The organism is Streptomyces sp. NPDC111516 (assembly GCF_055635345.1).
In genome coordinates this window covers 383,164-409,653 of record NZ_JBVKBV010000002.1, presented here as the reverse complement: position 1 = coordinate 409,653, position 26,490 = coordinate 383,164, and the positions used below count along the sequence as shown (strand labels likewise).

The following is a 26,490-nucleotide window of genomic DNA, read 5'->3' as shown; positions in this document are numbered from 1 at the left end:
CACCGTATGCCCCGTAAGGGGCCGGCCGACCCGGGCGTTCACGGCGCCTCCAAGAAATCGTCGCCGGAGCCGGGCAGTGGATGATGTGGATTTTGGTACAGCAGGGCGACGCCCTCCGACCAGAACATCTCCGCACGCCCCGCGTGCACCCCCTGCCGCAGCCGATGGATCTTCCGCGGCAGCTGATCGGCCGTGCCGGCCTCGATGACGGATCGGGCGGCGCTCCGGTGGAATTCCGTGCAGACCGCGGCCGGTTCGGCCGCCCGGCGCCGCCACAGGGCCACTCCGAAACCGGCGTCGAGCACCCGCCCGAGACCGGCCGCGGCCTCCGGATGGGCCCGGTCGCCATGACGGCAGAGCACCGGGACGGTCTCGTACGCCAGTCCGCGCAGTTCCTCCACCACCGGTACGGGTACCCGCATTCCGTCCTCGCAATCGACGACGGCGGCCCGCATCGCGGCGGACACGGTCCGGTTCCAGCGTGCCTCGCGCTCGTCGCTCCCGTCGTCGGCCAGGAGCCGACCGCGGTCCGGGCAGCGGATGACCACGGGGCGCAGCACCCCGAGCGGCCGCCCGTCGGGCGGCACCCGCCATGTGTCGACCTCCAGGTCCATGAGGCTCCGGTCCACGACGACTTGGAGCACGGCGGGGCTGTCGGGTTCGTCGCACCGCCGGAACGCCTCCGCCAACGGGCCCGCGAGCCGGGCGGGGAGGGCTTCCAGTGCGGTGCCCCGGCTGTCCTCGGCGACGGGCAGGACGTCCCCGGCGTGCCGATCGACGCCGATCCGCCAGTCGTAGCGGTCCGGTTCCCAGCCGCGCGGCTCCAGCTCCAGCAGGACGAACGGGGCGCTTCGGGTCCTGGCGGGTTCGAGCGTCGGCGCCGGGGTGCGCACGTGTTCGCGGCCGGGGGCGTGCCGGTCGTTGTACCGGAGCCCGGCGAGCTCGTGCCGGAACTTGCGGGAGAGCCGCTCCTCCGCGATCCGCTTCACCCAGTCCCACAGGGCCGCCTCGGCGTCCTGGGCGGACGGCAGGATGTAGGGACGTTCGGCGGAGATGGCACTCATGCAGTAGCGCAGGATCAGTTCCAGCGCGCCGTCGCCGCCGGGGGCGTCGTACAGCGCCCCCAGGCCGTCGCGCCAGCCGCGCGGGGCGGCGTGGTGCTCGCTCGGGTGGGTGTCGGGCAGCCGGTCCAGGAGGCCGAGGAGGCTGCGGGTGCTGAGCGGGGGCGGGAGTTCGGCGAGCCGGCCGAGCAGGTCGACCCGTTGCTGGGGGCTGAGGGCGAGCCCTGCTCCGGCACCCAGTTCACGCTGGACATCGGCCCAGGTCCGCTCCGTGCCGACAGAGCTGATGTGCCGGTCGGCGTGGTAGCGGTCGTGGGCGTGGAACACCGCCTGGTAGGGGTCGTCGGACTCGGCGGAGACCGCACCGGGCGGCACGGGCAGCGTACGCAGCCGCTCGACGCCGATCGAAGTCCCGCCGGTCGCGCCGTCGGAACGCGACTTGAGTACGCCGACGACCTCGCCACGGGCCAGATCCACCACGGGGCCGCCGGACAGGCCGGGGTACATCCGGTCGCCGTCGAGCCGCATCTGCTCGTCGTCCTCGGCCCAGTCGCCGAAGGTGCCCATCACCTGGCACCGCCCGCTGAACCGGGTCAGCTGCCCCGACCCGCCGTCGGTCCAGCCGGCGTAGAGGACCGAGCCGCCGCCGAACATTCCCGCCGGGCGCTCGGTGACGTACACACAGGGGTGCGCGACGGGCCGCAGCAGCCGGATGAGCGCGAGGTCGGGCGCGGGCCAGCCGCCCGCCCCGGACGCGCCGGGCCGGCTCTCGGGCAGGGCGGCGACCACGGCGCCCTCGACCGCGGTCTCGGCGCTTCCGGGATCCGGCTTGAAGACCACGTTCACGTGCCGCCCCTCCCCCTCCATCGCCACGTGCGCGCACGTGAGGACCCAGCTCGGGGCGATGAAGAAGCCGCTCCCCAGAAAACCTCTGTCGGATCCGTCCGGGGCATACCCGGGCTCCGGCCGATGGATGCGCACGGTCGCCGCCATCACGAGGCCCACCAGCGCACGGTGCGCACCCTCCGAGCCGCCTCCTGCGCCCCTGCCCGGCGGCTGCGTCATGACCCGCTTCCGGCGCCGGGCCCGGCCCCGTCCGGACGCACCGGTGCGCCGGTGGATGCCCCGGCGCCCGGATTCCTTGCGGACGCGCCGGTGTCCGGAGTGCCTGCGGACGCGCCGCCCGGGGACGCCTGAGGCGCCGTCGGTGGCGTCGGGGGTGCGGGCGGGTGCACGGGCGGCGAGGCGGGCGGGGGCGGCATGTGCGGGGCGGGGTGCGGTGGCGTCGACCCCACCCGGTGGCCGGCGGCCCGCGCCCCGGAACCGTGATCCGGCGCTGTCTGTCCCGCCCCGCGCGCCCCGCTCTGCGCCGGAATCGGCGGGTCGGCGGGCGGGCCCCCGCCGTTCCACGTCAGGGTGACCTTGATGCCGCCCTTGGCCTCGCCGTCGGCGAGGAGGCCGACGACCTTGCCCGCCTTCGCGGTGAGCTCGATGCCGAATTCGACGCTGACCTCGTCGGGCCGCACCGCGCGCAGCGGCTCGGCGAGCGAGCGCGCGACGCTGGTCACGACGGCCTGCAGGCTCTCGACCCGGGCCTGCACCTGCTCGGCGAAGTCCCCGTACCCGATGTCCGTGAACGCCGGACCCCGGGCGGGCTTCGCCAGCTCCTCCGCCCCGGAGATCCGCGCCCAGACCGGTGTGCCGTCCGGCATCTCGATGCGCGTGATACGGGCCCCGCTGTCACCCATGAAACCCCCCGTTCCCCAACTACCCGCAGGCTAACGGCAGTACGCGGCCGATGCGAGACACATGGAGCAAGACGCGGGCGTGGTGCGAGCCGGTTCTCGGCGGGGTCGCGCAGCTCCCGGGAACCGCGGCCCGGGGTCCCGCTCCCGGCCTTCGTGGAGCTGTCACCAGGCATTAGGCTTTCCGCATGTACTTCACCGACCGCGGTATCGAGGAGCTGGAGAAGCGGCGAGGCGAGGAAGAGGTCACTTTCGAGTGGCTCGCCGAGCAGCTCCGTACGTTCGTCGATCTCAATCCCGACTTCGAGGTGCCGGTCGAGCGCCTCGCCACCTGGCTGGCCCGCCTCGACGACGAGGACGAGGACGAGTAGGAGCAGGAGGACGACCGGTCGGACCGGCCCGACACCGCATCGCGCCAGCCGGTCCAGACGACCGGTTCCGCTTCGGGCCGTTCGTCGGCCGCCGCGTACAGACGGCCGCCGGGCGTCTCCGGTTCCGGGCCGGGCGGGAGGGCCAGTCCGATGCGGGTGAGGACCGCGAGCAGCCCGCGCAGCCGGACGCGGGCATCGGCGTCCGGGTCCGGGCGGATCAGCTCGTCGAGCGGCTGGACGTCCAGTACGGGGTCGAGCCCGAGCCGCTCGGCGAACGTACGCATCGCCTCGTCCTCACCGGCCGGGGTGCCGTCCGCGAGCCACACGTAGCCGGCCGGTCGGCGGAAACCGGACGCGAGCGCGCAACCGCCCCGGTCGCCGTCCCACCACACGGCGAGGTCGGGCCAGGTCGAACCGTCCGCGAGCCCGGCGGCCCAGTCGGCCGCGACCCGGTCGACCGGCTCCGCGTCCGCACCTCCGGAGCCACCGTCCCGCCAGGGCTTTCCCTCGGGCACGAGCACGCACCACTCGTCTCCGGCGGGCGCGAGCAGCATCCGTTCGCGCAACAGACAGGCCACCGGCCGTACGGTCTCGGGTTCGGCACGGCACGGCACGGCACGGCACGGCACGGCAGCAGCGCCCCGGCGGGGGATGTCGCGTTCACGCCTCACCGCCAGGGCAATTTGTTCATGTCTGACGCATTCACCCTCCCCGCATCGGCAATGCCACCACGACATCCCTTGACTTCCCCGATCCGCGATATATCGTGTTCTGCAAGAGACGCGATATGTTGTGTCATTCCGTGCTCCCCTGGAGGTCAGATCCATGCCTGCATCGACATGGGCCGTCAACGAGCCCCGGAAGCTGACCTTCGACGATCCCGTGACGTCGCTCAATGTGCGCATCGTCGGGGGCGCGGTCAATGTCGTCGGCACCGATGAACCGACCGCCCGGCTGGAGGTCTCCGCGATCGAGGGCCCGCCGCTGATCGTGACCCAGGAGGGCGGCACCCTCACGGTCGCGTACGAGGGCCTGCCCTGGAACGGCTTCCTCAAGTGGTTCGACCTCAAGGGCTGGCACCGCAGCGCGGTCGTCTCGCTCGCCGTGCCCGCCGGGGCGGCGGTGGAGGTCGGCGTGGTCGGCGCCGGGGCTGTCGTGTCCGGAATCCGGGGGCGTACGGACGTGCGTGGCGTCACCGGCGACTCCACGCTCGTCGGGCTCGCCGGTCCGGTCCGGGCCGAGACGGTCTCCGGCAGCGTGGAGGCCCAGGCCGTCACCGGCGAGCTGCGCTTCCAGACGGTTTCGGGCGATCTGACGGTCGTCGACGGCGCCGGGGCCTCGGTACGGGCGGATTCGGTCAGCGGGAACATGGTGCTGGATCTGGACCCGAGCGGGAAGCCCACGGACATCCGGCTGAACACGGTGTCCGGCGAGGTCGCCATCCGGCTGCCGCACCCGGCGGACGCGACGGTCGAGGCGAACACCACGAGCGGCGCCGTCTCCAACGGCTTCGAGGATCTGCGGGTCAGCGGCCAGTGGGGGGCAAAAAAGATCACCGGCACGCTGGGCGCCGGGACCGGGCAGCTGCGGGCGACGACCGTCTCGGGTTCGATCGCCCTGCTGCGCCGCCCACCGGCCGAGGACGACGCGTACGACGCCGAGCCGACTGGAAAGGTGCTCTGACATGGCCCCCGTATTCGCCCACGGCCGCCTCCGCCTCTATCTGCTGAAGCTGCTCGACGAGGCCCCTCGCCATGGCTACGAGGTGATCCGGCTCCTGGAGGAGCGCTTCCAGGGGCTGTACGCGCCCTCGGCGGGCACGGTCTATCCCCGCCTGGCCAAACTGGAGGCCGAGGGCCTCGTCACCCACGCCACCGAGGGCGGCCGCAAGGTCTACTCGATCACCGACGCGGGCCGCGCCGAGCTGGCGGGCCGCACGGGCGAGCTGGCCGATCTGGAACTGGAGATCAGGGAATCCGTCTCCGAACTGGCCGCCGAGATCCGGGACGACGTCCGCGGCGCCGCCGGGAAGCTGCGCAGCGAGATGCGGGCCGCGGCGCACGAGACCAGGCAGGCCCCCACCGGTTCCACCGGCGGCCGGAGCGACCGGGACTTCCCCTTCGGCGACTTCACGGACTTCGGCGACAAGGAGTCGTGGCGGGCCGCGAAGGAGGAGCTGCGCAAGGCCAAACAGGAGTGGAAGGAGCAGGCCCGCCGGGCGAAGGACGAGTCCCGCCGCGCCCGCGAGGACGCCCAGCAGGCCCGCCGGCAGGCCAAGGAGGCCCAGGACAAGGCGCGCGAGCAGATGCAGAACGCCGCCCGCCAGGTCCAGGAGCACTTCGCGCGGGGCGACTGGCCCTCGGGGGTACGGGACGGGCTGGCCGAGCTCACCGGCCAGCTCGGCAACTTCGCCAGGACGGGCAGTTGGCCCCCGTACGTCAAGCCGGAGCCCGCCGATGCCGACCCGGAATGGGGCAAGGACACCGCCCGCACCGAAGACCCGGCCCGCGACCTGGACCGCCTGCTCGACCGCTTCCGCGACGACATTCGCGACGCGGCCCGGGACCGGGGCGTCACGGAGGAGCAACTGACGGAGGCCCGCCGCCATCTGTCCACGGCGGCGGCCCACATCGGGGCGCTGCTGAGGAAGGACGACGGCGCGGAGAAGTGAACCGGGGCCCCGCCCCGGCTCACCGGCCCTCGACTCTCGGGTATCAAACGCGGGACGGGGCGGTGTCGCCACCGCCCCGTCCCCGTCCTCAGGAGCAGGTGAGCACGATCTTCCCGAACTGGTCGCCCGCGGCCAGCCGTTCGAACCCCTCGCGGGCCCGGTCCAGCGGCAGCACCTCGTCGATGACGGGCCGTACGCCGGTCGTCGCGCAGAACGCCAGCAGGTCCTCCAGCTCGTCCTTGGACCCCATGGTCGAGCCGACGACCTTCAGTTCCAGGAAGAAGATCCGGGTCAGCTCGGCGTGCGAGGGCTGGTCACCGCTGGTCGCACCGGAGATGACGAGCGTGCCGCCGGGGCGCAGTGACTTCACCGAGTGCGACCAGGTGGCGGCGCCGACGGTCTCGATGACCGCGTCGACGCGCTCCGGCAGCCGCGCGCCGGGCTCGTACGCCTCGATCGCGCCGAGTTCCACGGCGCGCTTGCGCTTGGCCTCGTCGCGGCTGGTGGCGTGGATCCGCAGCCCGGCGGCCCGGCCGAGCACGATCGCGGCGGTGGCGACGCCGCCGCCCGCGCCCTGGACGAGGACCGAATCACCCGGGCGCACCCCGGCGTTGGTGAAGAGCATCCGGTACGCGGTGAGCCAGGCGGTCGGCAGGCAGGCGGCCTGCTCGAAGGTGAGCTCCTTCGGCTTGGACAGCACATTCCAGCTGGGGACGGTGACCTGCTCGGCGAAGGTGCCCTGGTAGCGCTCGGTGAGGATGGACCGGGGTTCCTTCGGGCCGACGCCGTGCCCGGTCTGCCCGATGACTGAATGCAGGACGACCTCGTTGCCGTCCTCGTCGATCCCGGCGGCGTCGCAGCCGAGAATCATCGGCAGTTTGTCCTCGGCGAGGCCGACACCGCGCAGGGACCAGAGGTCGTGGTGGTTGAGTGAGGCGGCCCGGACGCTGACGGTGGTCCAGCCGGGACGCGCCTCGGGGGTGGGGCGCTCACCCAGCTCAAGGCCGTTCAGGGGCTGGTCGCGGTCGATACGGGATGCGTAGGCGGCGAACATGGCCTCGACGATAGGCCGGGGCGCGGACCGGCGTAACCGGCCACGGGTGTGACGCGCACCGTGAAGGAATCAGCCCCTCCGGCGGCCTGAGGACCGGAGGTCGGGGGCGCTGCCCCCGACCCGGAAGGATCGGGGTCGGGGGCAGCGCCCCGGTTGAAAAGGGGCGGGGAAGGGAACAGGCCCGCCGCAGGCGCACCCCGCGACCGGATCACCCGCGGGCACACACCCCGCACCCGGGCATTCGTACCCCGCCCCGCCCCGAACCTCAGCGCCGGGCCACGCCCTCCGCCCGCGCCGCCGCGGCCACAGCGGCAGTCACCGCAGGTGCGACCCGCTCGTCGAACGGCGACGGAATCACGTAGTCCGCCGCGAGCTCATCGCCCACCACATCCGCCAGCGCGTTCGCCGCGGCGATCTTCATGCCTTCGGTGATCCGGGAGGCCCGGACCTGGAGGGCGCCCGCGAAGATGCCGGGGAAGGCCAGCACGTTGTTGATCTGGTTCGGGTAGTCCGACCGCCCGGTCGCCACGACGGCCGCGTACTTGTGCGCGACGTCGGGGTGGACCTCGGGGTTCGGGTTGGCCATGGCGAAGACGAACGCACCGGGCGCCATCGACGCGACGGCCGCCTCGGGCACCGTACCGCCGGAGACGCCGATGAAGACGTCCGCACCGGCCAGCGCGCTCTCCAGCGAACCGGAGATCCCGGCCCGGTTGGTGAGTTCGGCCAGCTCGCGCTTGACGTCAGTCAGGTCCTTGCGGTCCCGGCTGACGATGCCCTTGCGGTCGGCCACTGCGACATCGCCGAGCCCCGCCTCCAGCAGGAACTTGGCGATGGCGACCCCGGCCGCACCGGCGCCGGAAATCACCGCGCGCAGGTCACCGAGGCTCCGGCCGGACAGCTTCGCGGCGTTGCGCAGGGCCGCGAGCGTCACGACGGCGGTGCCGTGCTGGTCGTCATGGAAGACCGGGATGTCGAGCCGCTCCTGGAGCTTGCGCTCGATCTCGAAGCAGCGCGGCGCCGAGATGTCCTCCAGGTTCACGCCGCCGAAGGACGGCGCAAGCCGGACGACCGTCTCGACGATCTCGTCCGCGTCGGTGGTCGCGAGCGCGATCGGCACCGCGTCGACGCCGCCGAACTGCTTGAACAGGATCGCCTTGCCCTCCATCACCGGGAGGGACGCCTCGGGTCCGATGTCACCGAGGCCGAGCACCGCGGTGCCGTCCGTCACGACGGCGACGACCTGCGACTTCCAGGTGTAGTCGTGGACCAGCTCGGGATTCTCGGCGATGGCGCTGCACACCTTGGCGACGCCGGGCGTGTACGCGAGGGACAGGTCGTCCTTGTCACGGACGGGCACGGTGGCTTGCACAGCCATCTTGCCGCCGCGGTGGAGTGCGAAGGCCGGGTCGAACGGCGCATCGGTGGTGGTTTCTGTGGTGCTGTCAGTGGTGCTGTCGCTGCGAGGATTGACGATCTCCGCTGCCATGGTGTTGACCCCTTAAGTCTTCATCGTTTGAGGGTGGCCACTCCTGGTTGAGGAGGGGTGGGCGGGCACCGCGTACGTCCCCTGCGCCCGGCGGTTGGCCCGCCCCGGCAGGGAGAGATACATACGCGCGGGCGCGCCGCACACGCGCCCTGAGCCCCGGATGAGGGGTGTAAAGGTCTTTCTTACCGGACGGACCGCATTACGGACGAGTCCAAATCGGCGCGGTGACGTGACTCATAGTCGAATACCTGGACAAGTCGACCAAGCGGCGAAAAATGTCCACCTGTCGAGACGCACCGCAGATCCTCCGGCGCAAAGATGAAAACCCCGCAGATGGTCCAGCCCTGGTGTACCGGCCCCTGGGGTTCGGGGATCGCCCGTTACCCGATTTTGACATGACTGGCCCCCTGAATGGACCAGTCCGAATGGCAAGATGCCGTAATCGCACAGGGCGGCGGCATCCGGCGTCGGGTGTCCGCACCGCCTCGCACCACCACCCTCGTCTGCCGGAGGAACCCGATCATGACCGCAAGCACCACTCGTCGTACGGCCGCGAAGTCCCGGATTGCAGCGGTCGGCGCCATCGCGGTCGCCGGCACCATGCTGCTGACCGCCTGCGGCGACCAGACCAAGAGCGGGAACAACAGCTCCGGCTCGACGAAGAGCTCCGCGGCCGCCGATCTCCTGCCGCCGGAGATCAAGGCCAAGGGCGTCATCAAGGTCGGCTCCGACATCGCGTACCCGCCGGTCGAGTTCAAGGACAAGTCGGGCAAGACGGTCGGCATCGACCCCGATCTCGGTGCCGCGCTCGGCAAGGAACTCGGCGTGACGTTCCAGTTCGAGAACGGCACGTTCGACACGCTGATCACCGGCCTGCGCTCCAAGCGCTACGACCTGGCGATGTCGGCGATGACCGACACCAAGGACCGCCAGGAGGGCATCGACTCCGACACCAAGAAGAAGGTCGGCGAGGGGGTCGACTTCGTCGACTACTTCACGGCCGGTGTCTCGATCTACACCAGGAAGGGCGACGACCAGGGGATCAAGACCTGGGCCGACCTCTGCGGCAAGAAGATCGCCGTCCAGCGCGGCACCGTCTCGCACGAACTCGCCAAGTCCGAGTCGAAGAAGTGCACGGGCGGCAAGAAGATCGCCATGGAGACGTTCGACAACGACCTGGAGGCCCAGACCCGGCTGCGCAGCGGTGGCGCCGACGCCGTCTCCTCCGACTTCCCGGTGGCCGCGTACGCGGTGAAGACCTCGGGCGGCGGCAAGGACTTCGAGATCGTCGGCGAGCAGGTCGAGGCCGCCCCCTACGGCATCGCCGTCGCCAAGGGCAACGACCAGCTGACCAAGGCCGTCCAGGCGGCCCTGGAGGCGATCATCAAGAACGGCGAGTACGGGAAGATCGTCGCCAAGTGGGGTGTGGAGGCCGGCGCGGTCACCGAGGCCAAAGTGAACGGCGGATCCTGAGAAGGCTCGGCGCTGAAAGGTTTCTCCTGTGACTGACATCCAGAAGACGGGCCCGGCCGACAATCCGGCCGCGCCCCCCGCCCCGCCCACCGGACCGCAGGCGATCAGGGCCATTCCGGTACGGCACTACGGCCGGTATGTCTCGGCCGTCATCGCCATCGCCGCACTCGCCGCGATCGTCTACGCGTTCAGCCAGGGCAGGATCAACTGGGGCGCGGTCCCCGACTACTTCTTCGACGACCGCATCATCAAGGGCGTCGGCCAGACCCTGCTGCTGACCGCTCTGTCGATGGTGATCGGCGTCGTCGGCGGCGTCCTGCTGGCCGTCATGCGGCTGTCGAAGAACCCGGTGACCTCGTCGATCGCGTGGTTCTACATCTGGTTCTTCCGCGGCACCCCGGTCCTGGTCCAGCTGTTCGTCTGGTTCAACCTGGGCCTGGTCTTCGAGTACATCAACCTCATGCCGATCTACAAGGACTACTGGTCGAGCTTCATGACGCCGCTGCTGACGGCGCTGCTCGGCCTGGGCCTCAACGAGGCCGCCTACATGGCGGAGATCTGCCGTGCCGGTCTGCTCTCGGTCGACGAGGGCCAGACGGAGGCCTCGCACGCGCTGGGCATGAGTCACGGCAAGACCCTGCGGCGCGTCGTGATCCCGCAGGCGATGCGGGTGATCGTGCCGCCGACGGGCAACGAAGTCATCAACATGCTCAAGACGACGTCGCTGGTGGCGGCCGTGCAGTTCTACGAACTGTTCAAGTACGCCCAGGACATCGGGCAGTCGTCCGGAGCCCCGGTCGAGATGTACTTCCTGGCCGCGGCCTGGTATTTGATCATGACGTCGGTGCTGAGCATCGGCCAGTTCTACCTGGAGCGGCACTACGCACGCGGGTCGAGCCGCAGCCTGCCGCCCACCCCGCTGCAGAAGGTCAGGGCCAATCTGCTGTCCCTGGGCCGCCCGAAGGGAGGCATGGCATGACCGCCATGGTGAAGGCCGAGGGCGTCCACAAGTCCTTCGGCGCCGCGCACATCCTCAAGGGCATCGACCTGGAGGTCGCCCCGCGTGAGGTCTTCTGTCTGATCGGCCCGTCCGGTTCCGGCAAGTCGACCTTCCTGCGGTGCATCAACCACCTGGAGCAGATCAGCGCCGGCCGGCTGTACGTCGACGGCAACCTGGTGGGCTACCGCCAGAAGGGCGACAAGCTCTACGAGCTCAAGGACAGCGAAGTCGCGCTGAAGCGCCGGGACATCGGCATGGTCTTCCAGCGTTTCAACCTCTTCCCCCACATGACGGCGATCGAGAACGTCATGGAGGCCCCGGTCCAGGTCAAGCGCGAGCCGAAGGCCGTGGCGAGGGCCCGGGCCGAACGGCTGCTGGACCGGGTGGGCCTGGCCGACAAGGCGAAGAACTACCCCTCCCAGCTCTCCGGCGGCCAGCAGCAGCGGGTGGCCATCGCCCGCGCCCTGGCCATGGAGCCGAAGCTGATGCTCTTCGACGAGCCGACGTCGGCGCTCGACCCGGAGCTGGTGGGCGATGTCCTGGACGTCATGCGCGGTCTCGCGGAGGACGGCATGACGATGGTCGTCGTGACCCATGAGATGGGCTTCGCCCGTGAGGTCGGCGATGCGCTGGTCTTCATGGACGACGGTGTGGTGGTCGAGTCGGGCCACCCGCGTGACGTACTGACGAACCCGCAGCACGACCGGACGAAGTCGTTCCTGTCGAAGGTGCTGTAGGAGCACACGGGAAGGGGCGGTACGGACCAGGTCCGCGCCGCCCCTTCTTTGCGCTCGCTGCCACTGCGTCCGCCGCTACTTCACGGCGAGCACCAGGCTGTCCGACGGGGACGCCCAGACGGCTCGTGCCTCGCCGAACCCCGCCTCGCGCAGGGTGTCGACGTGCCACCGCACGGAAGGCATGTCGCCGTCCGCGTGCTCGCCGTAGATCGTGTACCGCTCGGCGGTCGGCCCGGCGAGGACCGGGTCCTTCGCGGCCAGGGCCCACCAGTCCGCCCAGTCGAGAGCGCCCGCGGCCTTGGCACGGTCCATGGCCACGTGCCGGTGGGCGCGCTCGGCCGCGTTGATGCGGGGCGTCTCGGTGTCGATCATGTGGTCGGCGTTCATGAACACGCCGCCGTCCCTGACGAGTCCGCCGATCCGCCGGTAGAGCGCGGTGAGCGGTTCGGTGTGCAGCCAGTGCAGGGCGGTGGCGGTGAGAACCGCGTCGTACGACTCGTACGGCAACCGCCCTGCCCAGTCGGGGTCCTTGAGGTCGGCGGTGACGAAGGTGACGCGCTCGTCGCCGTCGAAATGGCCGCGGGCGATGGCGAGCAGCGCCGGGTCGAGGTCGACGCCCGTGCTGGTGGCCTCGGGGAAACGCTTGAGGAGCCGGTCCGTAATACTTCCCGTACCGCATGCGAGATCGAGCACTCTCGGCCTGGGCCCCACCACGGCCTCGACCATGTCCAGCATCACCCGGAACCGTTCCTCACGGTCGGGCATGTACCACTCCTGCTGGCGGTCCCAGCTCTCCTGCCAGGCCGCCCAGTCCGTGTCTGTCGATGTCTCCGCCACGAAGAACCTCCCATGTAATACCCTGGAATGGGAAAAGCCCATTACATCGTTCGCTGCATCACTTTAGACCGACGCCGTAAGGACTACAAGTGGAACTGGCCTATTACTCGGACTATGCCGTGCGTCTGGTCAACACCGAGGAGCCGACCCGAAACAAGGACTCCCTCACCTCCGTCGAGGCGGTCCGTGAGCTGTTCGGCGTCAACCAACAGGCGGCCCGGCGGGCGACCGACGCGGATGTGACCCGCTTCCGGTCCGTACGGGCACGGCTGCGCGCGATCTTCGAGGCGGCCGACGGCGGTGACGAGACGCTCGCCGTCGACCTGCTCAACTCACTGCTGCTGGAGTTCCCGGTCAGCCCGCAGATCTCCGGGCACGACTTCCGCGACGAGGACGGCAAGCCGGACTGGCACATGCACCTGGCCGACCACCCGTCGAACGCGACGGCCGGGTACGCCGCCATCGCGGCGATGGGCCTCGCCTTCCATCTCACCTCGTACGGTGTGGACCGGCTCGGCCTGTGCGAGGCGGCGCCGTGCCGTAACGCCTACCTCGACACCTCGACCAATCGCTCCCGCCGCTACTGCTCGGACCGCTGCGCGACCCGCGCCAACGTGGCCGCCTACCGGGCCCGCAAGCGCCTGGAGACGGAACGCGCCGCCGAGACCGGCCGCAGCGCGGAGACCGCCCAGGTCACCACACCCCACACCGAACGCTGATCCTTCTTCAGCGGCCGGTAGCGCGCCCGCACCCTGGCCAGTACGAGCTCCTCGGGCACCGTCCCGTAATCCGTGCTGTCGCCGCCGGCGAAGATGTTGTCGGCCAGCACCCACCAGCCGCCCCGGCGGCGTTCGGCGGCCCGCTTGACGACCAGCAGGTCCTGCTGGAACGGATGGCGCAGAATCACCACGTCCCCGGGGCGCACCGGCGCCCCGTACTGCACGAGCAGCCAGTCCCCGTGATGAAGCGTGGGCACCATCGACGGCCCCGTCACCTCCACCACCTGGAACGGCACGCGCCCGGCCAGCCCTCGCCCCCGCTGCTCCTGCGTCAGCTCAGGCACCTCCGGCACCTCCCGCATCTCTCCGGCACCTCCCCGGTCCGTCCCGTACACCGTCCTGTACAGCGTTACGTACATTCGGCCACCGGACCCATCCTCACCCTGGACTTTTGGCCTAAGCCCATGGGGGCAGCCGCTAAAACCCGTCACTCACGGAGTAATGTCCCACCTGAGAAGACGATCACGAGGAAGGACAGCTCAATGCTTTCCCGCCTGTTTGCCCCCAAGGTGAAGGTCAGCGCCCACTGCGACCTGCCCTGCGGCGTGTACGACCCGGCCCAGGCCCGCATCGAGGCGGAGTCCGTCAAGGCCGTCCAGGAGAAGTACCAGGCCAACGAGGACCCGCACTTCCGGGCCCGCGCAGTGGTCATCAAGGAGCAGCGCGCCGAGCTCGCGAAGCACCACATCTCGGTGCTGTGGAGCGACTACTTCAAGCCCCCGCACTTCGAGAAGTACCCGGAGCTGCACCAGCTGGTCAACGACGCCCTGAAGGCGCTGTCGGCCGCGAAGGCCTCCACGGACCCGGCGACGGGCCAGAAGGCACTGGACTACATCGCTCAGATCGACAAGATCTTCTGGGAGACCAAGAAGGCTTGATCTCTGGTTAGGTCGTCTGGCCTGCGTTTTCGCGGGTCACATCGCCTTCCTGTCCGCACCCGGTCCGCAGGCCGCCGAGCACGGCGTCCATGGCGGACCGGGTGCGGTCTTCTTCACCCGGCCAGAGGCGGGCGTGGATCCGCAGTGTGATGCCGGCGGACGCGTGGCCGAGGACCCAAGGCCCTCCTCGTCCGTGTCCCGCGCCCGGCCGGCGGGCATCCGAGGACACGCCCCGACCACGTCTGCGGCGACAAAGCGCCGCAGCTCCTTGTCCTGCCGATCTTCGCGGGCCCGGAACGACTGGCACGGCACCTCGCCGCGTTGTCGGAGTCGCCCGAGCACGTCCAGTACGAGGACGATCCTCCGCCTTGCGATGCACCGCACCAGACGCCCCGTGCTGATCCACGAAGATCGACAGGACAGGACCTAGCTAGGCGATCAGCTGGTCAAGGATTCCCGCCACGTCCGCCGGTCGCAAGAGGAAGCCGGTGTGACTGGTGTCCAGGGAATGCACGTCGTAAGGGTTGTCCGGGGTCAGCGCGTCCGCCTCGGCGATCAGGCGGTCCTGCATCGCGACCGGAAGTGTGCGGTCATCGGTGAGCCGGATGTACGTGCGGGCGATCGTTCCCCAGGTGTCGGCCTGCCCGCGAGCGTCGGCCGTCATCACGGCAAGGGACTCGTCGGGCTGCAGGATGTTGAGAAAGGCGCGGAACTGCTCGTCGGTGCCATCCGCCATGATCGCTCCCTTGAGGGCCGTGAGCAGGGCGGGATCGGCCGTACGGTAGTTGGCCCGCCCGACGCCGAGTCCGGCCGGGTCGCCCACGTTCAACGCGTACAGCGGGGCCAGCAGGTTGTCGGCGAACTCGGGCTCCTGCATGTACTCGACCGGGCTGGACCGCTGTACGCACGACCACGCGGAGATGTAGACGAGTCTGTCCACCAGTTCGGGGATCGTGTTGCCCACCTGCGTGATGGTGGTCCCGCCAAGACTGGCGCCCACGAGCACCACGGGCCCGTACCGGGCCACTCGGCGGACGGTGTCGACCACCATGTCCACGTTGTCCTGCAAGGTGACCTTGGCCAACATCGAAGGCTCGTCCGCCCAGGCGTCGAGGTCCTGCGGGGCCTGATAGGCCGTCGGGTACTGGGCGTCGAACCCGTGGCCCGGCAGGTCGACGGCGAAGCTGCGGTGCCCGCGCAACGCCAGCTCCCGCTGGACGGGCGCCCACATGAACGAACTGGTGCCGGACCCGTGCACCAGGACGAACGTAGGACCGGCAAGATGAGTACTCGTGATCCGGATCGTAATGATCACCGACCCAGCCTCTGGTTTTCGGTGACGTCCCGGCTGGCAGAGGCTGACTGACGCCAACGGGCCGACCGTCACAGCACCTCGCTCCCCGGCGGTCCCGCCGAGTGATCCCACGTTGGCCAGGGTAGGTCGGCTGAGGCGTCACGGGACGGAAGCCGTCGCCGTTGCCGGTGCCGATTGCACCCGCCGGACGCATCCCGACCCATCGGACAGCGCCTGGCCCGCTACAAACGCGTTGACCTGCTCTGTCCGGACGAGTTCCGAAGTGAGCTGTCCAAGGCCTTCATCAGGTGCGCGACGCGGCTCTTTCCGATGGGGGCGAGGGGGTATCGACCCAGAACGTCGATCAGCACAGGCGTAGCGCGCTGACGCGCTTGCTGGATCAGCGCGTCTCCCACGGCGGGGTCATCGCCTGCGCAAAGCTCGGCTGCCCGCGCCGAGTTTGCAGTCGCGCGCAGGATGTGGCCAACCTGGGTCGCCTTCGCAAGAGGGTGCAGGTAAGCAGCGGATGCCGCGTCGCCCGCAGCACGCGCAGCATGCCTGGCGGCTTCGCCGGCGGCAGCTTTTGCCGCGCGGTGCGCATCCAGCGAGGCAACGCGCTGCAGCTTTGTTCGTGGAGCGCCGTTCGCGAACGTCCATGCAGCTTCGACGGCAGCGCGAGGCCGCGCGTCTTCGGGATGAGCATCCTCGAAGATCGCAAGGACTTCCTGTGCGCTCTCGACTGCGTAGCGGGCCACGACCCGCAGTTCGCACATGGTCAGCTCGAAATCGCCTGGTCCAATTGGCATGCGCTCCATTCTGGCCGGTGCGCCGACGCCTTTCACCCGCCCGAAAGCCGGTCCTACCGGGACGACGGCGGCGCATCCTCCACCGACTCCCTCGGCGGGTACGAGGAGAGCGTCGCCCGGGGCCGCGCGTTGGAGAAGCTGCGCCCCGATGGGCCTGAGCCGTCGGGCGCATGGTTCCTGACCGCCCTCACCTGCGCCCCTCTGCCGCACGGAGTCCACCGCACGGCCGCCGACGGCGACCCGCTGATGACCCTGTGCACGTGGTGGCCGATCTGACCAGCAATCGCATCGCCGTGCGCGGCCCGCAGGGGAAGAATGCCGAGCTGCCGCTGTCGGACTTCGTCCGGGGTATCGCGCCCGGACGGGACGCGGAGTCCTCGGCCCGCGCCTGAGCGTCCGGTCGCGGTGTGGGGCTGTTCAGTGCGTGGAAGCCTCGGGAGGAAATCCGCCGACCGGCGGCTCCGTGTCTGCGGCAGCACGGGGGCGCACGCCGGTGACCACGAGGTTGAGCAGGTGGTCGGCCTGCCGTGCGCGGTCCTGTGCGTGCTCGGTGGCGACCGCGATCCCATTGGCCAGGTTGAGCAGGTCGGAGACCGTGATGTCGTCCCGGGCCGCGCCTACGCGCTGGGCCCGGCGCAGGAGTTCTCCGCCCGCCGCGCGCACTTCGCCGTGGCGCGCTTCGACGTGATGTCCGGGCTCGGCGAGTTCCTCGGACAGCAGCGCGGCGAGGCCTCGGAAGGTGCTGTTGTGTTCCACGGCTGCCCGCAGCCATGCCGCGAGGGCCGGGCCGGGTTCGAGCTCGGCCGACAACCGGCGCGCCTTGGCGCACAGGGTCAGGACCCGCTCGTCCATCACGGCCACGGCCAGCGCCCGTCGCCCCCGGAAGTGGCGGTGCAAGGTCGCCGAACCCACCCCGGCGTGCTGGGCGATCCGTTCCAGGGATACCAACACCCCCTCCGCCGCGAACAATTGACCCGCGGAGCCCACGATGCGCTCGCGGCTGAGGCGGGCATCGGCACGCACGGGCCGGCCTGCACCGAGGTGGTCCTCGTTCACCGACTGTCCCTCTTTCCACGAAACGGGGTCTGACCCCATCTAGTGTGGCAGAGTGGCCGCCGACAGGCTCCCGGCGGCCGAAAGGTTTCGATGCCCGATGTCCGATGCGCTGAATGATCGCGACCGACTGCTGGGCGGCTTCGTCGAGCGCCCGACGCTCGATCGGTACAGGGCCGCGTACGCCGAGCACTTCGACATCCGCAGGGACGCGGGAATCATCGAGATCCGGATGCACACCGGCGGTGGCCCCGCGGTCTTCTCGCGTGCGCTGCTCAACGCCTGGGGTCGGGTACTCGCCGAGGCCGGCGCCGACCGGGACAACGAGGTCCTCGTCATCACCGGGACCGGGCAGAAGTGGATCGCGGGCTTCGATCCGCGGTCGTTCGCGGAACCGGTGTCGCAGTGGCACAGCGATGTCCTGTACGAGCAGTATCTGGACGGGGTGCGACTGCTCGAGGGCCTCGCCTTCGGCGTCGACATCCCGACCATCGGCGTGTTGAACGGGCCTGGCCCCCGCCAGGAACTGGCCCTGATGTGCGACATCACCTTGTGCGCCGATGACGTGGTGATCGCCGATGGGAACTTCGCCGCGGGTTCGGTGCCCGGCGACGGCATGCATCTCGTCCTGGAGGAGGTCCTCGGGCCCAAGCGGGCTGCTCGTCTCGCGTACACGGGCGAGGGGGTGGATGCCGGGACAGCGCTGCAGTGGGGGCTGGTGAACGAAGTGCTCCCGGCGGACCAACTGCTGGACCGCGCCCGCCGGATCGCGGCAACGATCATGACCACGCCCCGTACCTCCCGCCGCCTCACGCACGCGCTGATCAGCCGCCCCTGGCGACGCCGGATCACCGAGGACCTTCGTGGCGGGTACGCACGGCAGCTCCTCGCGAGCAGCAGCTGAACACGGACGCGCACCCGAACCCGGCCCGAACCCAGCCCGAACCCGATGAGGTGTTGCAGCATGGCCATGAAGATCGACTCGGTGATCGCACGACAGCGCGTCGACGACCTGGAAGCGGCCATTCCCTTCTACGAGAGGCTGACCGGTCTGCCGGCCGCCCGCTTCGCCTTCGCCGGTGTGACCCTGGCGGGCGTCGGGCCCTTCCTCCTGTTCTGCGGTCCTGACGAGGCGGTGCAAAGGGTCGCCGGAGTGGGCGCCACTCTCGCGGTCGCGGATCTGGCCGCCGCAGTCGAGTCGGCGACGAAGGCCGGTGCCACCGTGGTGATGCCGGTCCAGCCCACCCCCAACGGCCACCGCGCGGTACTGCGCCACCCCCACGGAGGCGTATACGAATACGTCGGCCCCTGAGCGGCCGCGGAAGGGGCCGACCGCTGCCAGCGGTCGGCCCCTTCCGCGTTCCCGTGACGGGTCGGGACATGCCCGGGAGGTTGTCCGGGGAGCGGCTGCGGAGTCGGCGGACTGCGCGATTCCGATGCGGTCGGCGTAGGGTCGACGCCCGGCATGGGCCGCGCGTTCACCCGGCACAAGACCGTACTGCCCGACAGCATCTCCGGCACCGCCATGACCCCGCTGGTGCTCGGTGAGTCCGGATGTCTGTTGACAGGGCACTGCCGATGCCCACCCAAAATGCGAGCGATGAGTTTCCGGGACGGGATCAGTCGGTATGGGTGGACATGCGCACACGACGGGACATGCGCTCACGACAGGAGACAGCGATGACCACCGAGGGCTTCACCACATGTCTGTGGTTCGACGGGCAGGCCGAGGAGGCGGCGGAGTACTACCTCTCGGTCTTCGAGAACTCCCGCCTCGGCAGGATCGGCCGCTACACCGAAGCAGGTCCCGGGCCTGCCGGATCGGCGATGGCGGTCGAGTTCGAGATCAACGGCCAGAAGTTCGTCGGGGTGAACGGCGGGCCGCAGTTCACCTTCAACGAATCCATCTCGTTCCAGATCCACTGCTCCGAGCAGGACGAGGTGGACTACTACTGGGGCAAGCTGACCGACGGGGGCGAAGAGGGGCCCTGCGGCTGGCTGAAGGACAGATACGGCGTCTCCTGGCAGGTCGTTCCGGAGGTACTGATCGATCTGATCGGTGACCAGGACGCGGAGAAGGCCGCGCGGACCACCGCCGCGATGATGACCATGAAGAAGCTGGACATCGCCACGCTGCGGAAAGCGCACGACGAGGGCTGACAGGAACAGGGCGGACAGGGCGTAGATGCCGGACGGGTCCGATTCGGGCCCGTCCGGCATCTACGCCCTGTCCGCCGGATGATGGCCCGTTCTCACCGCCGCGCGCCGCCCCCTGCGCGACGCGGGCCCAGGAAGGCACCGCCGAGCAGGGCGCCGGTCAGGACCAGTGCGGAGTTGACCAGGATCGCGACCGAGACACCCGAGAGAACGCCCTCCGGGCCGGCGTCACCGAGAGCGGACATCCGGGCGGTGGCGATGGCGCTCACGACCGGAATGCCCATGGTGATGCCGATCTGCTGGGTCATGGTGGCGAGGCCGGTGGCCAGGCCCTGTTCCTCGTCCGGGAGTCCGGAGGTCGCGGTGACCATGAAGCCGACGATCATCAGCATGTTGCCGATGCCGCCGATGAAGGTGGCCACCAGCAGGAGCCATATCCAGGCCCCCGACATGCCGAGTGCCACCAGCGAGAGGGTGGCGGCGGCCTGGATGGCCCCGCCGGTGACGATGGTCGTACGGCTGCCGAGGCGGCCGACCGTACGACCGCCGAACGCGCCGCCGAGCACGGTACCGAGGCCCAGGACGCCGAAGGCGAGACCGGTGGCGAGTGGTGAGTAGCCGAGGACCTCCTGCAGGTAAAGGGTGAGCAGGAAGACCAGCGAGGTCTCCGTGACGAAGGCGATCAGGCCGGCGGTGTTGCCCCAGACGACGCTGCGTCGCTTCAGGATGTGCAGGGGGACCAGCGGCGCCGCAGCCCTCTTCTCGACGGACCGGAAGCCGACGAGGAGTGCGAGACCTGCGAGGAGTGCGGTCAGGGTGGTGGGCGTGGTCCAGCCGGACTCGCCGGCCCGGGTCAGTCCGTAGACCAGCAGGAGCAGTCCGCTGGTGACGGTCACCGCCCCGGGGACATCGAGCCGGGGATGCCGGGCGGGGCGCGAGTCGGTGATGACGGCCGGGGCGAGGGCCACCACGAGGGCGGCCACGGGCACGTTGACGAAGAAGGCCCAGCGCCAGGAGAGCAGATCGGTGAGCAGGCCGCCGAGGATGGCTCCGGCGGTGAATCCGGCGGACATCAGTGCGCCGTTGAGGCCCAGGGCGCGTTCCCGCAGCGGGCCCTCCCTGAAGGCCGTGGTCAGCAGCGCGAGTCCGGCCGGGGTGACCGCCGCCGTGGCAAGCCCCTGCAACACCCTTGCCGTGAGCAGGACTTCGGGCGAGGTGGCGAGGCCACCCAGGGCTGAAGAGAGACCGAGGACGACCATGCCGGCCAGAAACAGCCGTTTGCGGCCCACGAGATCGGCGACGCGCCCGAACAGCAGCGTGAAGCCGGCGGCGGCGAGCGCGAATGCGGTGGCGATCCATTGCAGGTGGGAGAGGGGGAAGCCGAGGCCCTCGCCGACGACCGGCAGCGCGACGTTCAGGATCGAGAAGTCAACAGCGATCATGAACTGGGCGCCGAGGAGGAGAGCGAGGACCAGCTTCTGCCGTCCGGTCATGCGGATTTCCGAGAACGGCGCACAGGGAGCGGCGTCGGCGGTGTCGGGAGACTGGGCCCGGCTGGGTGCGGACATGATTGCCTTCCTCAAGGAGAGGTTCTAACGGGGCCATGGTTCCGTTAAGGTGGAGCCACCGTAGCAGAGAAGGGCGCATTAATGGAACTGGAGACCCGTTATGACTTCTGAGGGCGTGGAGCCCGGCACCGTCCGGCCCGGTGGCCGTACCGCCCGGGTCCGTGAATCGGTCCTGCGGGCCGCGGGCGACGCCCTGGCCGAGCACGGCTTCGACCGTCTGGACCTCGCCGATGTCGCGCGCCGCGCGGAAGTCGGCAAGACGACCGTCTACCGGCGCTGGTCCACCCCCACCGGCCTGATCGCCGACCTGCTCGACGACATGGCCGAGCAGTCCTCGCCCCGTACGGACACCGGCTCCCTGGCCGAGGACCTCAGGGCGAATGCCCGGCTGGTGGTCGCCACCCTCACCGATCCGCGGCAGGGCGCTCTCTTCAAGTCCGTGATCGCCGCGGCAACCTGCGACCCGCGCACGGCCGAGGCCCTGCACCGCTTCTACGCGATCCGCATCAAGGAGTGGTCCGGCTGCGTCACCGAAGCAGTCGAGCGCGGCGAGCTGCCCGCGGGCACCGACGCGGACGAGGTGATCCGTGCCGTATCGGCCCCCCTCTACTACCGGCTGCTGGCCAGCGGCGGTCCGCTCGACGAGGCGGCGGCGGACCGTGCCGCCGAGGCCGCGGCCGCGGCGGCACGGGCGGGTGCGTATGTGAGGTGAGGGGCGGTCAGCCGGCCTCGTCCCGCGCTCTTCGCCGCGTCAGCCGGCCGGACGGGCACGCAGCCGTGCCACCCACGGGTGGTCGGCACCCTGGGCCAGGGTGATCGTCTCGGTCAGCCAGGCGCGCTGGTCCGCGGTGAGGGTCGGCAGCGCCGTTGTGAAGTCCTGCTCGTCCTTGGGTCGAGGGGACTTGGCCTTGTACAGGAACTGCACCTCGGGAGAGACGTACGGGACGCCGTCCTCGGAGACCCGGCCGAGCCGGTCGAGCGGGAGGCGGATGCGGGAATCGCGGCGGAACAGCCAGTCGGCGCCCTCCGCGTCGTCCAGCATGAGCTGGATGCGCCAGGGGTCGGCGGGACCGGGTCGGCACCAGATGTCGTGGACGTACGACGGCAGGACCTCGCCGGGGGCCCAGGGGCGCAAGGTGCCGGGCGGATCGGCGGCCCACCACTCCCAGCCCGCCAGGATCTCCTGGGCGGTGAGCTGATCGCGACGGAGCAGGAGCACGTCGATGTCGCCGTGGTCCCGGAAGTGGTGGCCCACCGCGAGTTCGACCGCGTATCCGCCCGCGATCCACCAGGGGACGCGCAGCGGGGCGAAGAGACGGGCTGCCTCTTCGAGCGGGGGTGGGTCCCAGGGGCCCCAGGGGGTCTGCGTACGCATCGGTTTGCCGGCTCCCTTTCTCACCTCGTCCCTCCTCCTCCGGGATCGCCCGTCGGGAGGTCAGTCCGTCCTGAGCAGATGGCGGTAGCTCTCCGGGTGCTCCCTCAGATAGGCGGCCAGGCTCATCGCCGGATGCCCGGTGAGGTTCGGTACGGCGTCCGAGACCGTGGACATCTCGCCGGTGGCGATGGCCTCGTACGACGTCACCCAGCCGGCCACCTCCCAGTCCTCCGCCCCGTAGTGCGCCCGTGAGGCGTAGGCCTCCTCGCGGGTCTCCGGTACGTAGGTGACGGTCCGGCCGGTGGCCCTGCCGAGCTCCTCGGCCGCTTCCGCGAGGGTGAACGCCTCGGGGCCCGTGAGGTCGTACGTGACCCCGTCGTGGCGCATGGTGTCGGTCTCGGTGTCGGCCAGCAGCACGGCGGTCGCGGCGTCCGCGATGTCCTCGTGCGCCACCGCCGCCACCCGGCCGTCGCCGCCGGGACCGCGCAGCACCCCGTCGGTGCCGGTCATCGCCGGGATCCCCGCGAGGTACAGACTGTCGCGCAGGAAGGTGTAGCGGACCTCGGCGACCCGGATGTGCGCCTCGGTGTACCAGTGGTCCCGGGCGAAGGTGAACGTGGCCTCCGGCGCGGCTCCGAGGAAGGAGAGGTACACGATCCGCTCGACGCCCGCGGCGACCGCCGCGTCCACAGCCGTCGTGTGCTGGCGCACCCGGTCGGGGCTCTCGTGCGCCGAGACGAGGAACAGGGTGTGCGCCCCGGCGAGGGCGCGGCGCATGGCCTCCCCGTCGCCGTAGGGGGCGGGCGGTGCGGCGACGGCGCCGGGCAGTTCCGGCAGCCGGGACGGGTCGCGGCCCAGGAGTCGCACGGGTACTCCGGCGCGCACGAGGCGCTGTGCCACACGGCCGCCGACCGCACCACCGGCGCCGGTGACGGCGACGATCGGGGCGGCCGGGTCCGTGTGGCCTGTGGGGGGTGCGGGATTCATGCGGGGTCGCCTTCCTTGCGCGGCCAGGGGCGTACCTCCACGACCGCGTCCACCGGGACGGGTCCGTAGATGTGGGGGAAATCTTCGCCGCCGGGCGTGCCGGGCTCGTACCGTACGGGTACCCGGAGCCGGGCGGGATCGATGACGAGGACCACCAAATCCTGGTCAGGCGCCCCGGCCCGGCTCCCGGCGCCGTACAGCATCTCGGCCACGCCGTCGAGCTGGTGCGGCAGCGAGCAGTGGATGAAGCCCTCTTCGTGCAGGGTGCGGCCGCGGGTGGACATCTCGTACGTCCCGATCCCGCGGGCCGCCTCCCACAGGGGGCCTTCGGTGAGGTGCAGCAACAGTTCTGCCATGAGCCAACGCTAGCCGCGTCGACGCGTCCTACGGGCCATCAGCGTGGCCGCCGATCCGGCGGGCGAGCAGAACCGCCGCGATACCGTCGAGAATCCATTCACCGCCATGGGAACCCGCGTTCGGTGGCTCTCCGCCGGGGTTGGGCTTGTGCGGCCAGGTGTGGATCGGGGCGCGCGTCAGGCCGTTTCGGCGAGCAGGCCGGCCTCCACCCGTGGGTCCAGGCCGACCGCGGGCCGGTCGGGCCGGTGTGGCGCTTCGCCGCCCAGTCCCTCCAGCCATTTCCAGGTGTCCGCGACCGTCTCCCCCACCGGCCGGCAGTACAGCCCGGCCGCGTACGCCTTGCCGACGTCACCCTGGTGCACGGCGTCGTACAGCTCGCCCGGCGGCAGCCAGACCGGCAGATCGCTCCAGGGCTCCACACCTGCCGCGAGGATCACCTCCGCGGGGATCCAGCGGAGCGCGGCGTCTGAGCCGGTGACACGTACGCAGGCATCGAGCAGCTGCCCCATCGTGGCGTGGCCCGGACGGCTGACCAGGTTGTACGGCCCGTTCAGTCCGCCGCGGGCCGCGTCCAGGAGCCAGTTGGCCAGGTCACGGGCGTCGATGTACTGGAGTTTCAGATCCGGTGTGCCCGGGGCCAGTACAGTCCCTCCGCGGGCGATGCGCGAGAGCCACCAGGGCAACCTGCCGATGTTCTCCCAGGGGCCCAGGATCAGTCCCGCGCGGGCGAGGAGTGCCCGGTCGCCGAAGGCGTCGAGTGCGGCCAGTTCGCCGCCGCGTTTGGCGAGAGGGTACGGGACGTCCCCGCCCGCGCCGGGCGAGGCACCGGCCACCAGCGGGCTGTCCTCGGCCAGGCCGGCCGGGGCCGGGTGGTCGTACACCGAGCGGCTGGAGACGTACGTGTACCGCCCGGCCCGGCCGACCAGCAGACGGGCCGCGTCGCGTACGGCCGTGGGGGCGCCGCTCCACGTGTCGACGACCAGGTCCCAGGCATACGCACCCGCGCGGCGGCCGGCGGCTGCGGCCAGCGTGGCAAGGCCTTCGCCGGTGGTGCGGTCGCCAAGGAGTTCCGTCACGCCCGGCGGGGGCGCGTGGCGGCCGCGGTGGAACACCGTGACCTCCCAGCCGCGCGCGAGCGCCGCCTCGGTGACGGCGCGACCGACGAATTCCGTACCACCCAGCATCAGAAGCCTCATGAGACCGACTCTGCCCGAGGGCGACCTGGCAGGTACCGGTCCTCGCTCTCGGCGTAAGAGGAGCTCCCAGAATGGGAGTCCGATCAGCTCGCGGCGTCCGGTGCGTGCGATCGCAAGGCGCTGAAAGGTCCTCGGACGGGGTCTCCCCTGCTCTTCTCTCTGCCCTCCGGACCACTGCTCCGGTCCGTGCAGCAGGTGGCTGAACGCCCGCCGCACCGGGGCCGGGACGCCTCGCGTCGGCCTACGAGCTGCCCAGTGCGGTACGGACGAGGGCCAGCAGTTCGTCCTCCGTCAGCCCCAACTCGCGTGCGTCCGCGACCACCTCACGCACGCGCTCCTGCAGCCGGGCCCGATGCGGGGACGCGCCGCCGGTGACGACCGCGCCGCGCCCCCGGCGCAGCTCGATCAGCCCCTCCTCGCGGAGCTGCTGGTAACCGCGCAGCACCGTATGGACGTTGACCCCGAGGGACTCGGCAAGCATGCGGGCGGCGGGCAGACGCTCGCCCGGCACCACCGTCCCCTCGGCGACAGCGCGGCGCACGGACGCCGCGATCTGATCACCGAGCGGCACGGTGGAGGTGGGATCGACCCGGAAGAGCATGGTCAGCGCTCCGCCTGTCGCCGGTCGATCAGGGTGTTGAGGAGCGCGGCCCCGGTCGCCGAGTCGTCGACGGTCACAGCGAACACCCGGCCGCCGGCCAGCGTCGCCACGATTCCCTCACCGGAGCGGATCATGAGACCGCTCCGTCCCGGGCGGATCCGGTAACCCCAGCCGCCGTACTCCGCAAGGGGGTTGATGTCGCGGCTGGTCACGGTCTCGATCCGGTCGAGCGGCACCCTGAGGCGCGGCCAGGGGAGCATTCCCGAGATGGTGATGCCGCGCCGGTCCACCACCACGTACGGCCGGGCGAACACGGCCAGCAGCACACCGAGGATCAGCGGAGGCAACGCGGCCACCCAGCCCGAGCCGAACAGCAGCACCACCCCGGCGGCCACGAGCACGAGGGCGATCAGCGGCCGCCACCAGCCCCCGGCGCTGCGCGCCCATCCGGCGACCTCCCCGTCGGCGAGCGAGATCCGCGCTCCGTCCCCGGCCTGCCCGGTCACAGCCGGCTGCTCCGGCACAGGAGCGAGCGCGGCCAGGACCAGCCCGAGCGCGCCGGCGAGCACGGCGACGCCCAGGGCGACGGCGAGCTGCCACATCGGGAGCGACGCACCTTGCGCCGCCCCCTTCACGCCGTCACCGGCATCCACGTTGGCCAGCAGCACGGCGGCCATCACCCAGCCGAGGAATCCGGCGAAGGCATACCCACCGGCGATCAGCCAGCGGTAGGCCCGCCCATAGAACTTTCCCCGCATCACCGTGAGGGCCCACAGAGCGCCGGTCACGGTGAACAGCAGGACGTTGGCCACGGCGTACCACACCTGCCCCATGTGCCCGTTCGCCCGGCCATCGACCTGGAAGTGGCTGGCCAGTTGTTCGGGAAGCCGGTCCCGGAAGACGGCGAGCAGCACCAGATCGGCGACGAGCACGAGCAGGAACGGCAGGGCGGCGATCGCGGCTCTGCCCAGGTTCTTACGCATCATGAAAACCTCCATTGT

29 protein-coding genes and 2 pseudogenes are annotated in these 26,490 nt (G+C 70.6%); 13 read left to right on the top strand and 18 right to left on the bottom strand.

Features of this window, described 5'->3' with window-relative positions; translation table 11 throughout:
- Positions 1–38: 38 nt before the first annotated feature.
- The gene (locus ACZ7L9_RS07510; protein WP_471413356.1) at positions 39–2,126 is read right to left on the bottom strand and encodes a VMAP-C domain-containing protein; all 2,088 of its coding nucleotides are present in this window, start codon (positions 2,124–2,126) and stop codon (positions 39–41) included.
- Positions 2,123–2,809, bottom strand: a complete 687-nt coding sequence (locus ACZ7L9_RS07505) for a CU044_2847 family protein (protein ID WP_471413354.1) — start codon at positions 2,807–2,809, stop codon at positions 2,123–2,125. The genes ACZ7L9_RS07510 and ACZ7L9_RS07505 overlap by 4 nt, the downstream gene beginning before the upstream one ends.
- Positions 2,810–2,994: 185 nt before the next feature.
- Here ACZ7L9_RS07505 and ACZ7L9_RS07500 point away from each other — a divergent pair, with 185 nt between their 5' ends.
- The gene (locus ACZ7L9_RS07500; protein WP_003961784.1) at positions 2,995–3,177 is read left to right on the top strand and encodes a DUF6104 family protein; all 183 of its coding nucleotides are present in this window, start codon (positions 2,995–2,997) and stop codon (positions 3,175–3,177) included.
- Between the two features lie 5 nt (positions 3,178–3,182).
- Here the strand turns inward: ACZ7L9_RS07500 and ACZ7L9_RS07495 are convergent.
- Positions 3,183–3,731: pseudogene (locus tag ACZ7L9_RS07495) on the bottom strand (hypothetical protein); the annotation flags it as partial.
- Between the two features lie 271 nt (positions 3,732–4,002).
- Between ACZ7L9_RS07495 and ACZ7L9_RS07490 the strand changes: the two are divergent.
- Complete coding sequence (locus ACZ7L9_RS07490; RefSeq protein ID WP_471413352.1) at positions 4,003–4,860, top strand: DUF4097 family beta strand repeat-containing protein; 858 nt, start codon at positions 4,003–4,005, stop codon at positions 4,858–4,860.
- A gap of 1 nt (position 4,861) precedes the next feature.
- Positions 4,862–5,848, top strand: a complete 987-nt coding sequence (locus tag ACZ7L9_RS07485) for a PadR family transcriptional regulator (protein ID WP_471413351.1) — start codon at positions 4,862–4,864, stop codon at positions 5,846–5,848.
- 88 nt (positions 5,849–5,936) lie between these two features.
- Here ACZ7L9_RS07485 and ACZ7L9_RS07480 read toward each other — a convergent pair whose 3' ends face one another.
- Positions 5,937–6,902 (bottom strand): zinc-binding dehydrogenase, encoded by a 966-nt coding sequence (locus tag ACZ7L9_RS07480; protein ID WP_471413349.1) that lies wholly within the window; start codon positions 6,900–6,902, stop codon positions 5,937–5,939.
- Positions 6,903–7,167: 265 nt separating this feature from the next.
- Positions 7,168–8,391 (bottom strand): NAD(P)-dependent malic enzyme, encoded by a 1,224-nt coding sequence (locus ACZ7L9_RS07475; protein ID WP_471413347.1) that lies wholly within the window; start codon positions 8,389–8,391, stop codon positions 7,168–7,170.
- A gap of 522 nt (positions 8,392–8,913) precedes the next feature.
- On the opposite strand from ACZ7L9_RS07475, the gene ACZ7L9_RS07470 reads away from it, so the two are divergent.
- From ACZ7L9_RS07470 to ACZ7L9_RS07460, 3 genes are read left to right on the top strand one after another with little or no spacing between them, the layout of a single operon-like run.
- The gene (locus tag ACZ7L9_RS07470; protein ID WP_471413346.1) at positions 8,914–9,864 is read left to right on the top strand and encodes an ABC transporter substrate-binding protein; all 951 of its coding nucleotides are present in this window, start codon (positions 8,914–8,916) and stop codon (positions 9,862–9,864) included.
- A gap of 28 nt (positions 9,865–9,892) precedes the next feature.
- Positions 9,893–10,843 (top strand): amino acid ABC transporter permease, encoded by a 951-nt coding sequence (locus tag ACZ7L9_RS07465; protein ID WP_471413345.1) that lies wholly within the window; start codon positions 9,893–9,895, stop codon positions 10,841–10,843.
- Positions 10,840–11,601, top strand: coding sequence for an amino acid ABC transporter ATP-binding protein (locus tag ACZ7L9_RS07460; RefSeq protein ID WP_471413343.1), 762 nt, complete (start codon positions 10,840–10,842; stop codon positions 11,599–11,601). Before ACZ7L9_RS07465 ends, ACZ7L9_RS07460 begins: the two co-directional genes overlap by 4 nt.
- Positions 11,602–11,676: 75 nt before the next feature.
- Here ACZ7L9_RS07460 and ACZ7L9_RS07455 read toward each other — a convergent pair whose 3' ends face one another.
- On the bottom strand, positions 11,677–12,438 hold the full coding sequence (locus tag ACZ7L9_RS07455; protein ID WP_471413341.1) for a class I SAM-dependent methyltransferase: 762 nt from the start codon (positions 12,436–12,438) through the stop codon (positions 11,677–11,679).
- Between the two features lie 89 nt (positions 12,439–12,527).
- On the opposite strand from ACZ7L9_RS07455, the gene ACZ7L9_RS07450 reads away from it, so the two are divergent.
- Positions 12,528–13,157, top strand: a complete 630-nt coding sequence (locus ACZ7L9_RS07450) for a CGNR zinc finger domain-containing protein (RefSeq protein WP_471413340.1) — start codon at positions 12,528–12,530, stop codon at positions 13,155–13,157.
- Here ACZ7L9_RS07450 and sodX read toward each other — a convergent pair.
- Positions 13,061–13,519, bottom strand: coding sequence for a nickel-type superoxide dismutase maturation protease (gene sodX, locus ACZ7L9_RS07445; RefSeq protein WP_471413339.1), 459 nt, complete (start codon positions 13,517–13,519; stop codon positions 13,061–13,063). The genes ACZ7L9_RS07450 and sodX overlap by 97 nt on opposite strands.
- A 180-nt stretch (positions 13,520–13,699) precedes the next feature.
- Between sodX and sodN the strand changes: the two genes are divergently transcribed.
- A complete protein-coding gene (gene sodN, locus ACZ7L9_RS07440) occupies positions 13,700–14,095 on the top strand; it encodes a superoxide dismutase, Ni (RefSeq protein WP_072483792.1) in 396 nt (131 codons plus the stop codon).
- A gap of 7 nt (positions 14,096–14,102) precedes the next feature.
- Here sodN and ACZ7L9_RS07435 read toward each other — a convergent pair.
- The 3 genes and pseudogenes from ACZ7L9_RS07435 to ACZ7L9_RS07425 form a co-directional block, all read right to left on the bottom strand.
- Positions 14,103–14,270, bottom strand: a pseudogene (locus ACZ7L9_RS07435) (tyrosine-type recombinase/integrase); the annotation flags it as partial.
- A gap of 255 nt (positions 14,271–14,525) precedes the next feature.
- Positions 14,526–15,410 carry an alpha/beta hydrolase gene (locus ACZ7L9_RS07430; RefSeq protein ID WP_471413336.1) on the bottom strand — a complete coding sequence of 295 codons (885 nt, stop codon included), beginning with the start codon at positions 15,408–15,410 and terminating at the stop codon, positions 14,526–14,528.
- A gap of 221 nt (positions 15,411–15,631) precedes the next feature.
- Positions 15,632–16,162: a putative immunity protein gene (locus ACZ7L9_RS07425; RefSeq protein ID WP_471413496.1), complete on the bottom strand. Its 531-nt coding sequence runs from the start codon at positions 16,160–16,162 to the stop codon at positions 15,632–15,634.
- A 293-nt stretch (positions 16,163–16,455) separates the two neighbouring features.
- Here ACZ7L9_RS07425 and ACZ7L9_RS07420 point away from each other — a divergent pair, with 293 nt between their 5' ends.
- The gene (locus ACZ7L9_RS07420; protein WP_471413335.1) at positions 16,456–16,587 is read left to right on the top strand and encodes a hypothetical protein; all 132 of its coding nucleotides are present in this window, start codon (positions 16,456–16,458) and stop codon (positions 16,585–16,587) included.
- A 25-nt stretch (positions 16,588–16,612) separates the two neighbouring features.
- Here the strand turns inward: ACZ7L9_RS07420 and ACZ7L9_RS07415 are convergent, their stop codons facing one another.
- The gene (locus ACZ7L9_RS07415) at positions 16,613–17,251 is read right to left on the bottom strand and encodes a TetR/AcrR family transcriptional regulator (RefSeq protein WP_471413334.1); all 639 of its coding nucleotides are present in this window, start codon (positions 17,249–17,251) and stop codon (positions 16,613–16,615) included.
- 97 nt (positions 17,252–17,348) lie between these two features.
- Here ACZ7L9_RS07415 and ACZ7L9_RS07410 point away from each other — a divergent pair, with 97 nt between their 5' ends.
- The 3 genes from ACZ7L9_RS07410 (at position 17,349) to ACZ7L9_RS07400 (ending at position 19,408) form a co-directional block, all read left to right on the top strand.
- Positions 17,349–18,152 carry an enoyl-CoA hydratase/isomerase family protein gene (locus ACZ7L9_RS07410; RefSeq protein WP_471413332.1) on the top strand — a complete coding sequence of 268 codons (804 nt, stop codon included), beginning with the start codon at positions 17,349–17,351 and terminating at the stop codon, positions 18,150–18,152.
- A 60-nt stretch (positions 18,153–18,212) separates the two neighbouring features.
- Entirely contained in the window at positions 18,213–18,560 is a 348-nt protein-coding gene (locus tag ACZ7L9_RS07405; protein ID WP_471413331.1) for a VOC family protein, read from the top strand.
- A gap of 368 nt (positions 18,561–18,928) precedes the next feature.
- The gene (locus tag ACZ7L9_RS07400; protein WP_471413329.1) at positions 18,929–19,408 is read left to right on the top strand and encodes a VOC family protein; all 480 of its coding nucleotides are present in this window, start codon (positions 18,929–18,931) and stop codon (positions 19,406–19,408) included.
- A gap of 92 nt (positions 19,409–19,500) precedes the next feature.
- Here ACZ7L9_RS07400 and ACZ7L9_RS07395 read toward each other — a convergent pair whose 3' ends face one another.
- A complete protein-coding gene (locus ACZ7L9_RS07395) occupies positions 19,501–20,973 on the bottom strand; it encodes an MFS transporter (protein ID WP_471413328.1) in 1,473 nt (490 codons plus the stop codon).
- Between the two features lie 100 nt (positions 20,974–21,073).
- Between ACZ7L9_RS07395 and ACZ7L9_RS07390 the strand changes: the two genes are divergently transcribed.
- Positions 21,074–21,685 (top strand): TetR/AcrR family transcriptional regulator, encoded by a 612-nt coding sequence (locus ACZ7L9_RS07390; protein ID WP_471413327.1) that lies wholly within the window; start codon positions 21,074–21,076, stop codon positions 21,683–21,685.
- A 39-nt stretch (positions 21,686–21,724) separates the two neighbouring features.
- Here ACZ7L9_RS07390 and ACZ7L9_RS07385 read toward each other — a convergent pair whose 3' ends face one another.
- The 6 genes from ACZ7L9_RS07385 to ACZ7L9_RS07360 form a co-directional block, all read right to left on the bottom strand.
- Complete coding sequence (locus ACZ7L9_RS07385) at positions 21,725–22,348, bottom strand: nucleotidyltransferase domain-containing protein (protein ID WP_471413325.1); 624 nt, start codon at positions 22,346–22,348, stop codon at positions 21,725–21,727.
- Between the two features lie 60 nt (positions 22,349–22,408).
- Positions 22,409–23,335, bottom strand: a complete 927-nt coding sequence (locus ACZ7L9_RS07380; RefSeq protein WP_471413324.1) for an NAD(P)H-binding protein — start codon at positions 23,333–23,335, stop codon at positions 22,409–22,411.
- On the bottom strand, positions 23,332–23,691 hold the full coding sequence (locus tag ACZ7L9_RS07375) for a DUF952 domain-containing protein (RefSeq protein WP_471413323.1): 360 nt from the start codon (positions 23,689–23,691) through the stop codon (positions 23,332–23,334). The genes ACZ7L9_RS07380 and ACZ7L9_RS07375 overlap by 4 nt, the downstream gene beginning before the upstream one ends.
- A gap of 177 nt (positions 23,692–23,868) precedes the next feature.
- On the bottom strand, positions 23,869–24,876 hold the full coding sequence (locus ACZ7L9_RS07370) for an NAD-dependent epimerase/dehydratase family protein (RefSeq protein WP_471413494.1): 1,008 nt from the start codon (positions 24,874–24,876) through the stop codon (positions 23,869–23,871).
- A 253-nt stretch (positions 24,877–25,129) separates the two neighbouring features.
- Positions 25,130–25,489 (bottom strand): GntR family transcriptional regulator, encoded by a 360-nt coding sequence (locus ACZ7L9_RS07365; RefSeq protein WP_389983200.1) that lies wholly within the window; start codon positions 25,487–25,489, stop codon positions 25,130–25,132.
- Positions 25,490–25,491: 2 nt separating this feature from the next.
- Positions 25,492–26,475 carry an SdpI family protein gene (locus tag ACZ7L9_RS07360; RefSeq protein WP_471413321.1) on the bottom strand — a complete coding sequence of 328 codons (984 nt, stop codon included), beginning with the start codon at positions 26,473–26,475 and terminating at the stop codon, positions 25,492–25,494.
- Positions 26,476–26,490 lie beyond the last annotated feature (15 nt).

Bases quoted from the DNA above. Each gene is read 5' to 3' on its own strand.
- ACZ7L9_RS07405 (WP_471413331.1), top strand. From the start codon at position 18,213: ATGGCCATGAAGATCGACTCGGTGATCGCACGACAGCGCGTCGACGAC.
- ACZ7L9_RS07370 (WP_471413494.1), bottom strand. From the start codon at position 24,876: ATGCTGGGTGGTACGGAATTCGTCGGTCGCGCCGTCACCGAGGCGGCG.
- ACZ7L9_RS07475 (WP_471413347.1), bottom strand. From the start codon at position 8,391: ATGGCAGCGGAGATCGTCAATCCTCGCAGCGACAGCACCACTGACAGC.
- ACZ7L9_RS07480 (WP_471413349.1), bottom strand. From the start codon at position 6,902: ATGTTCGCCGCCTACGCATCCCGTATCGACCGCGACCAGCCCCTGAAC.
- ACZ7L9_RS07470 (WP_471413346.1), top strand. From the start codon at position 8,914: ATGACCGCAAGCACCACTCGTCGTACGGCCGCGAAGTCCCGGATTGCA.
- ACZ7L9_RS07485 (WP_471413351.1), top strand. From the start codon at position 4,862: ATGGCCCCCGTATTCGCCCACGGCCGCCTCCGCCTCTATCTGCTGAAG.
- ACZ7L9_RS07505 (WP_471413354.1), bottom strand. From the start codon at position 2,809: ATGGGTGACAGCGGGGCCCGTATCACGCGCATCGAGATGCCGGACGGC.
- ACZ7L9_RS07410 (WP_471413332.1), top strand. From the start codon at position 17,349: ATGTCCGATGCGCTGAATGATCGCGACCGACTGCTGGGCGGCTTCGTC.
- ACZ7L9_RS07400 (WP_471413329.1), top strand. From the start codon at position 18,929: ATGACCACCGAGGGCTTCACCACATGTCTGTGGTTCGACGGGCAGGCC.
- ACZ7L9_RS07360 (WP_471413321.1), bottom strand. From the start codon at position 26,475: ATGATGCGTAAGAACCTGGGCAGAGCCGCGATCGCCGCCCTGCCGTTC.
- sodX (WP_471413339.1), bottom strand. From the start codon at position 13,519: ATGCGGGAGGTGCCGGAGGTGCCTGAGCTGACGCAGGAGCAGCGGGGG.
- ACZ7L9_RS07385 (WP_471413325.1), bottom strand. From the start codon at position 22,348: ATGCGTACGCAGACCCCCTGGGGCCCCTGGGACCCACCCCCGCTCGAA.
- ACZ7L9_RS07390 (WP_471413327.1), top strand. From the start codon at position 21,074: ATGACTTCTGAGGGCGTGGAGCCCGGCACCGTCCGGCCCGGTGGCCGT.
- ACZ7L9_RS07500 (WP_003961784.1), top strand. From the start codon at position 2,995: ATGTACTTCACCGACCGCGGTATCGAGGAGCTGGAGAAGCGGCGAGGC.
- ACZ7L9_RS07395 (WP_471413328.1), bottom strand. From the start codon at position 20,973: ATGTCCGCACCCAGCCGGGCCCAGTCTCCCGACACCGCCGACGCCGCT.
- ACZ7L9_RS07460 (WP_471413343.1), top strand. From the start codon at position 10,840: ATGACCGCCATGGTGAAGGCCGAGGGCGTCCACAAGTCCTTCGGCGCC.
- ACZ7L9_RS07375 (WP_471413323.1), bottom strand. From the start codon at position 23,691: ATGGCAGAACTGTTGCTGCACCTCACCGAAGGCCCCCTGTGGGAGGCG.
- ACZ7L9_RS07510 (WP_471413356.1), bottom strand. From the start codon at position 2,126: ATGACGCAGCCGCCGGGCAGGGGCGCAGGAGGCGGCTCGGAGGGTGCG.
- sodN (WP_072483792.1), top strand. From the start codon at position 13,700: ATGCTTTCCCGCCTGTTTGCCCCCAAGGTGAAGGTCAGCGCCCACTGC.
- ACZ7L9_RS07425 (WP_471413496.1), bottom strand. From the start codon at position 16,162: ATGTGCGAACTGCGGGTCGTGGCCCGCTACGCAGTCGAGAGCGCACAG.
- ACZ7L9_RS07365 (WP_389983200.1), bottom strand. From the start codon at position 25,489: ATGCTCTTCCGGGTCGATCCCACCTCCACCGTGCCGCTCGGTGATCAG.
- ACZ7L9_RS07490 (WP_471413352.1), top strand. From the start codon at position 4,003: ATGCCTGCATCGACATGGGCCGTCAACGAGCCCCGGAAGCTGACCTTC.
- ACZ7L9_RS07380 (WP_471413324.1), bottom strand. From the start codon at position 23,335: ATGAATCCCGCACCCCCCACAGGCCACACGGACCCGGCCGCCCCGATC.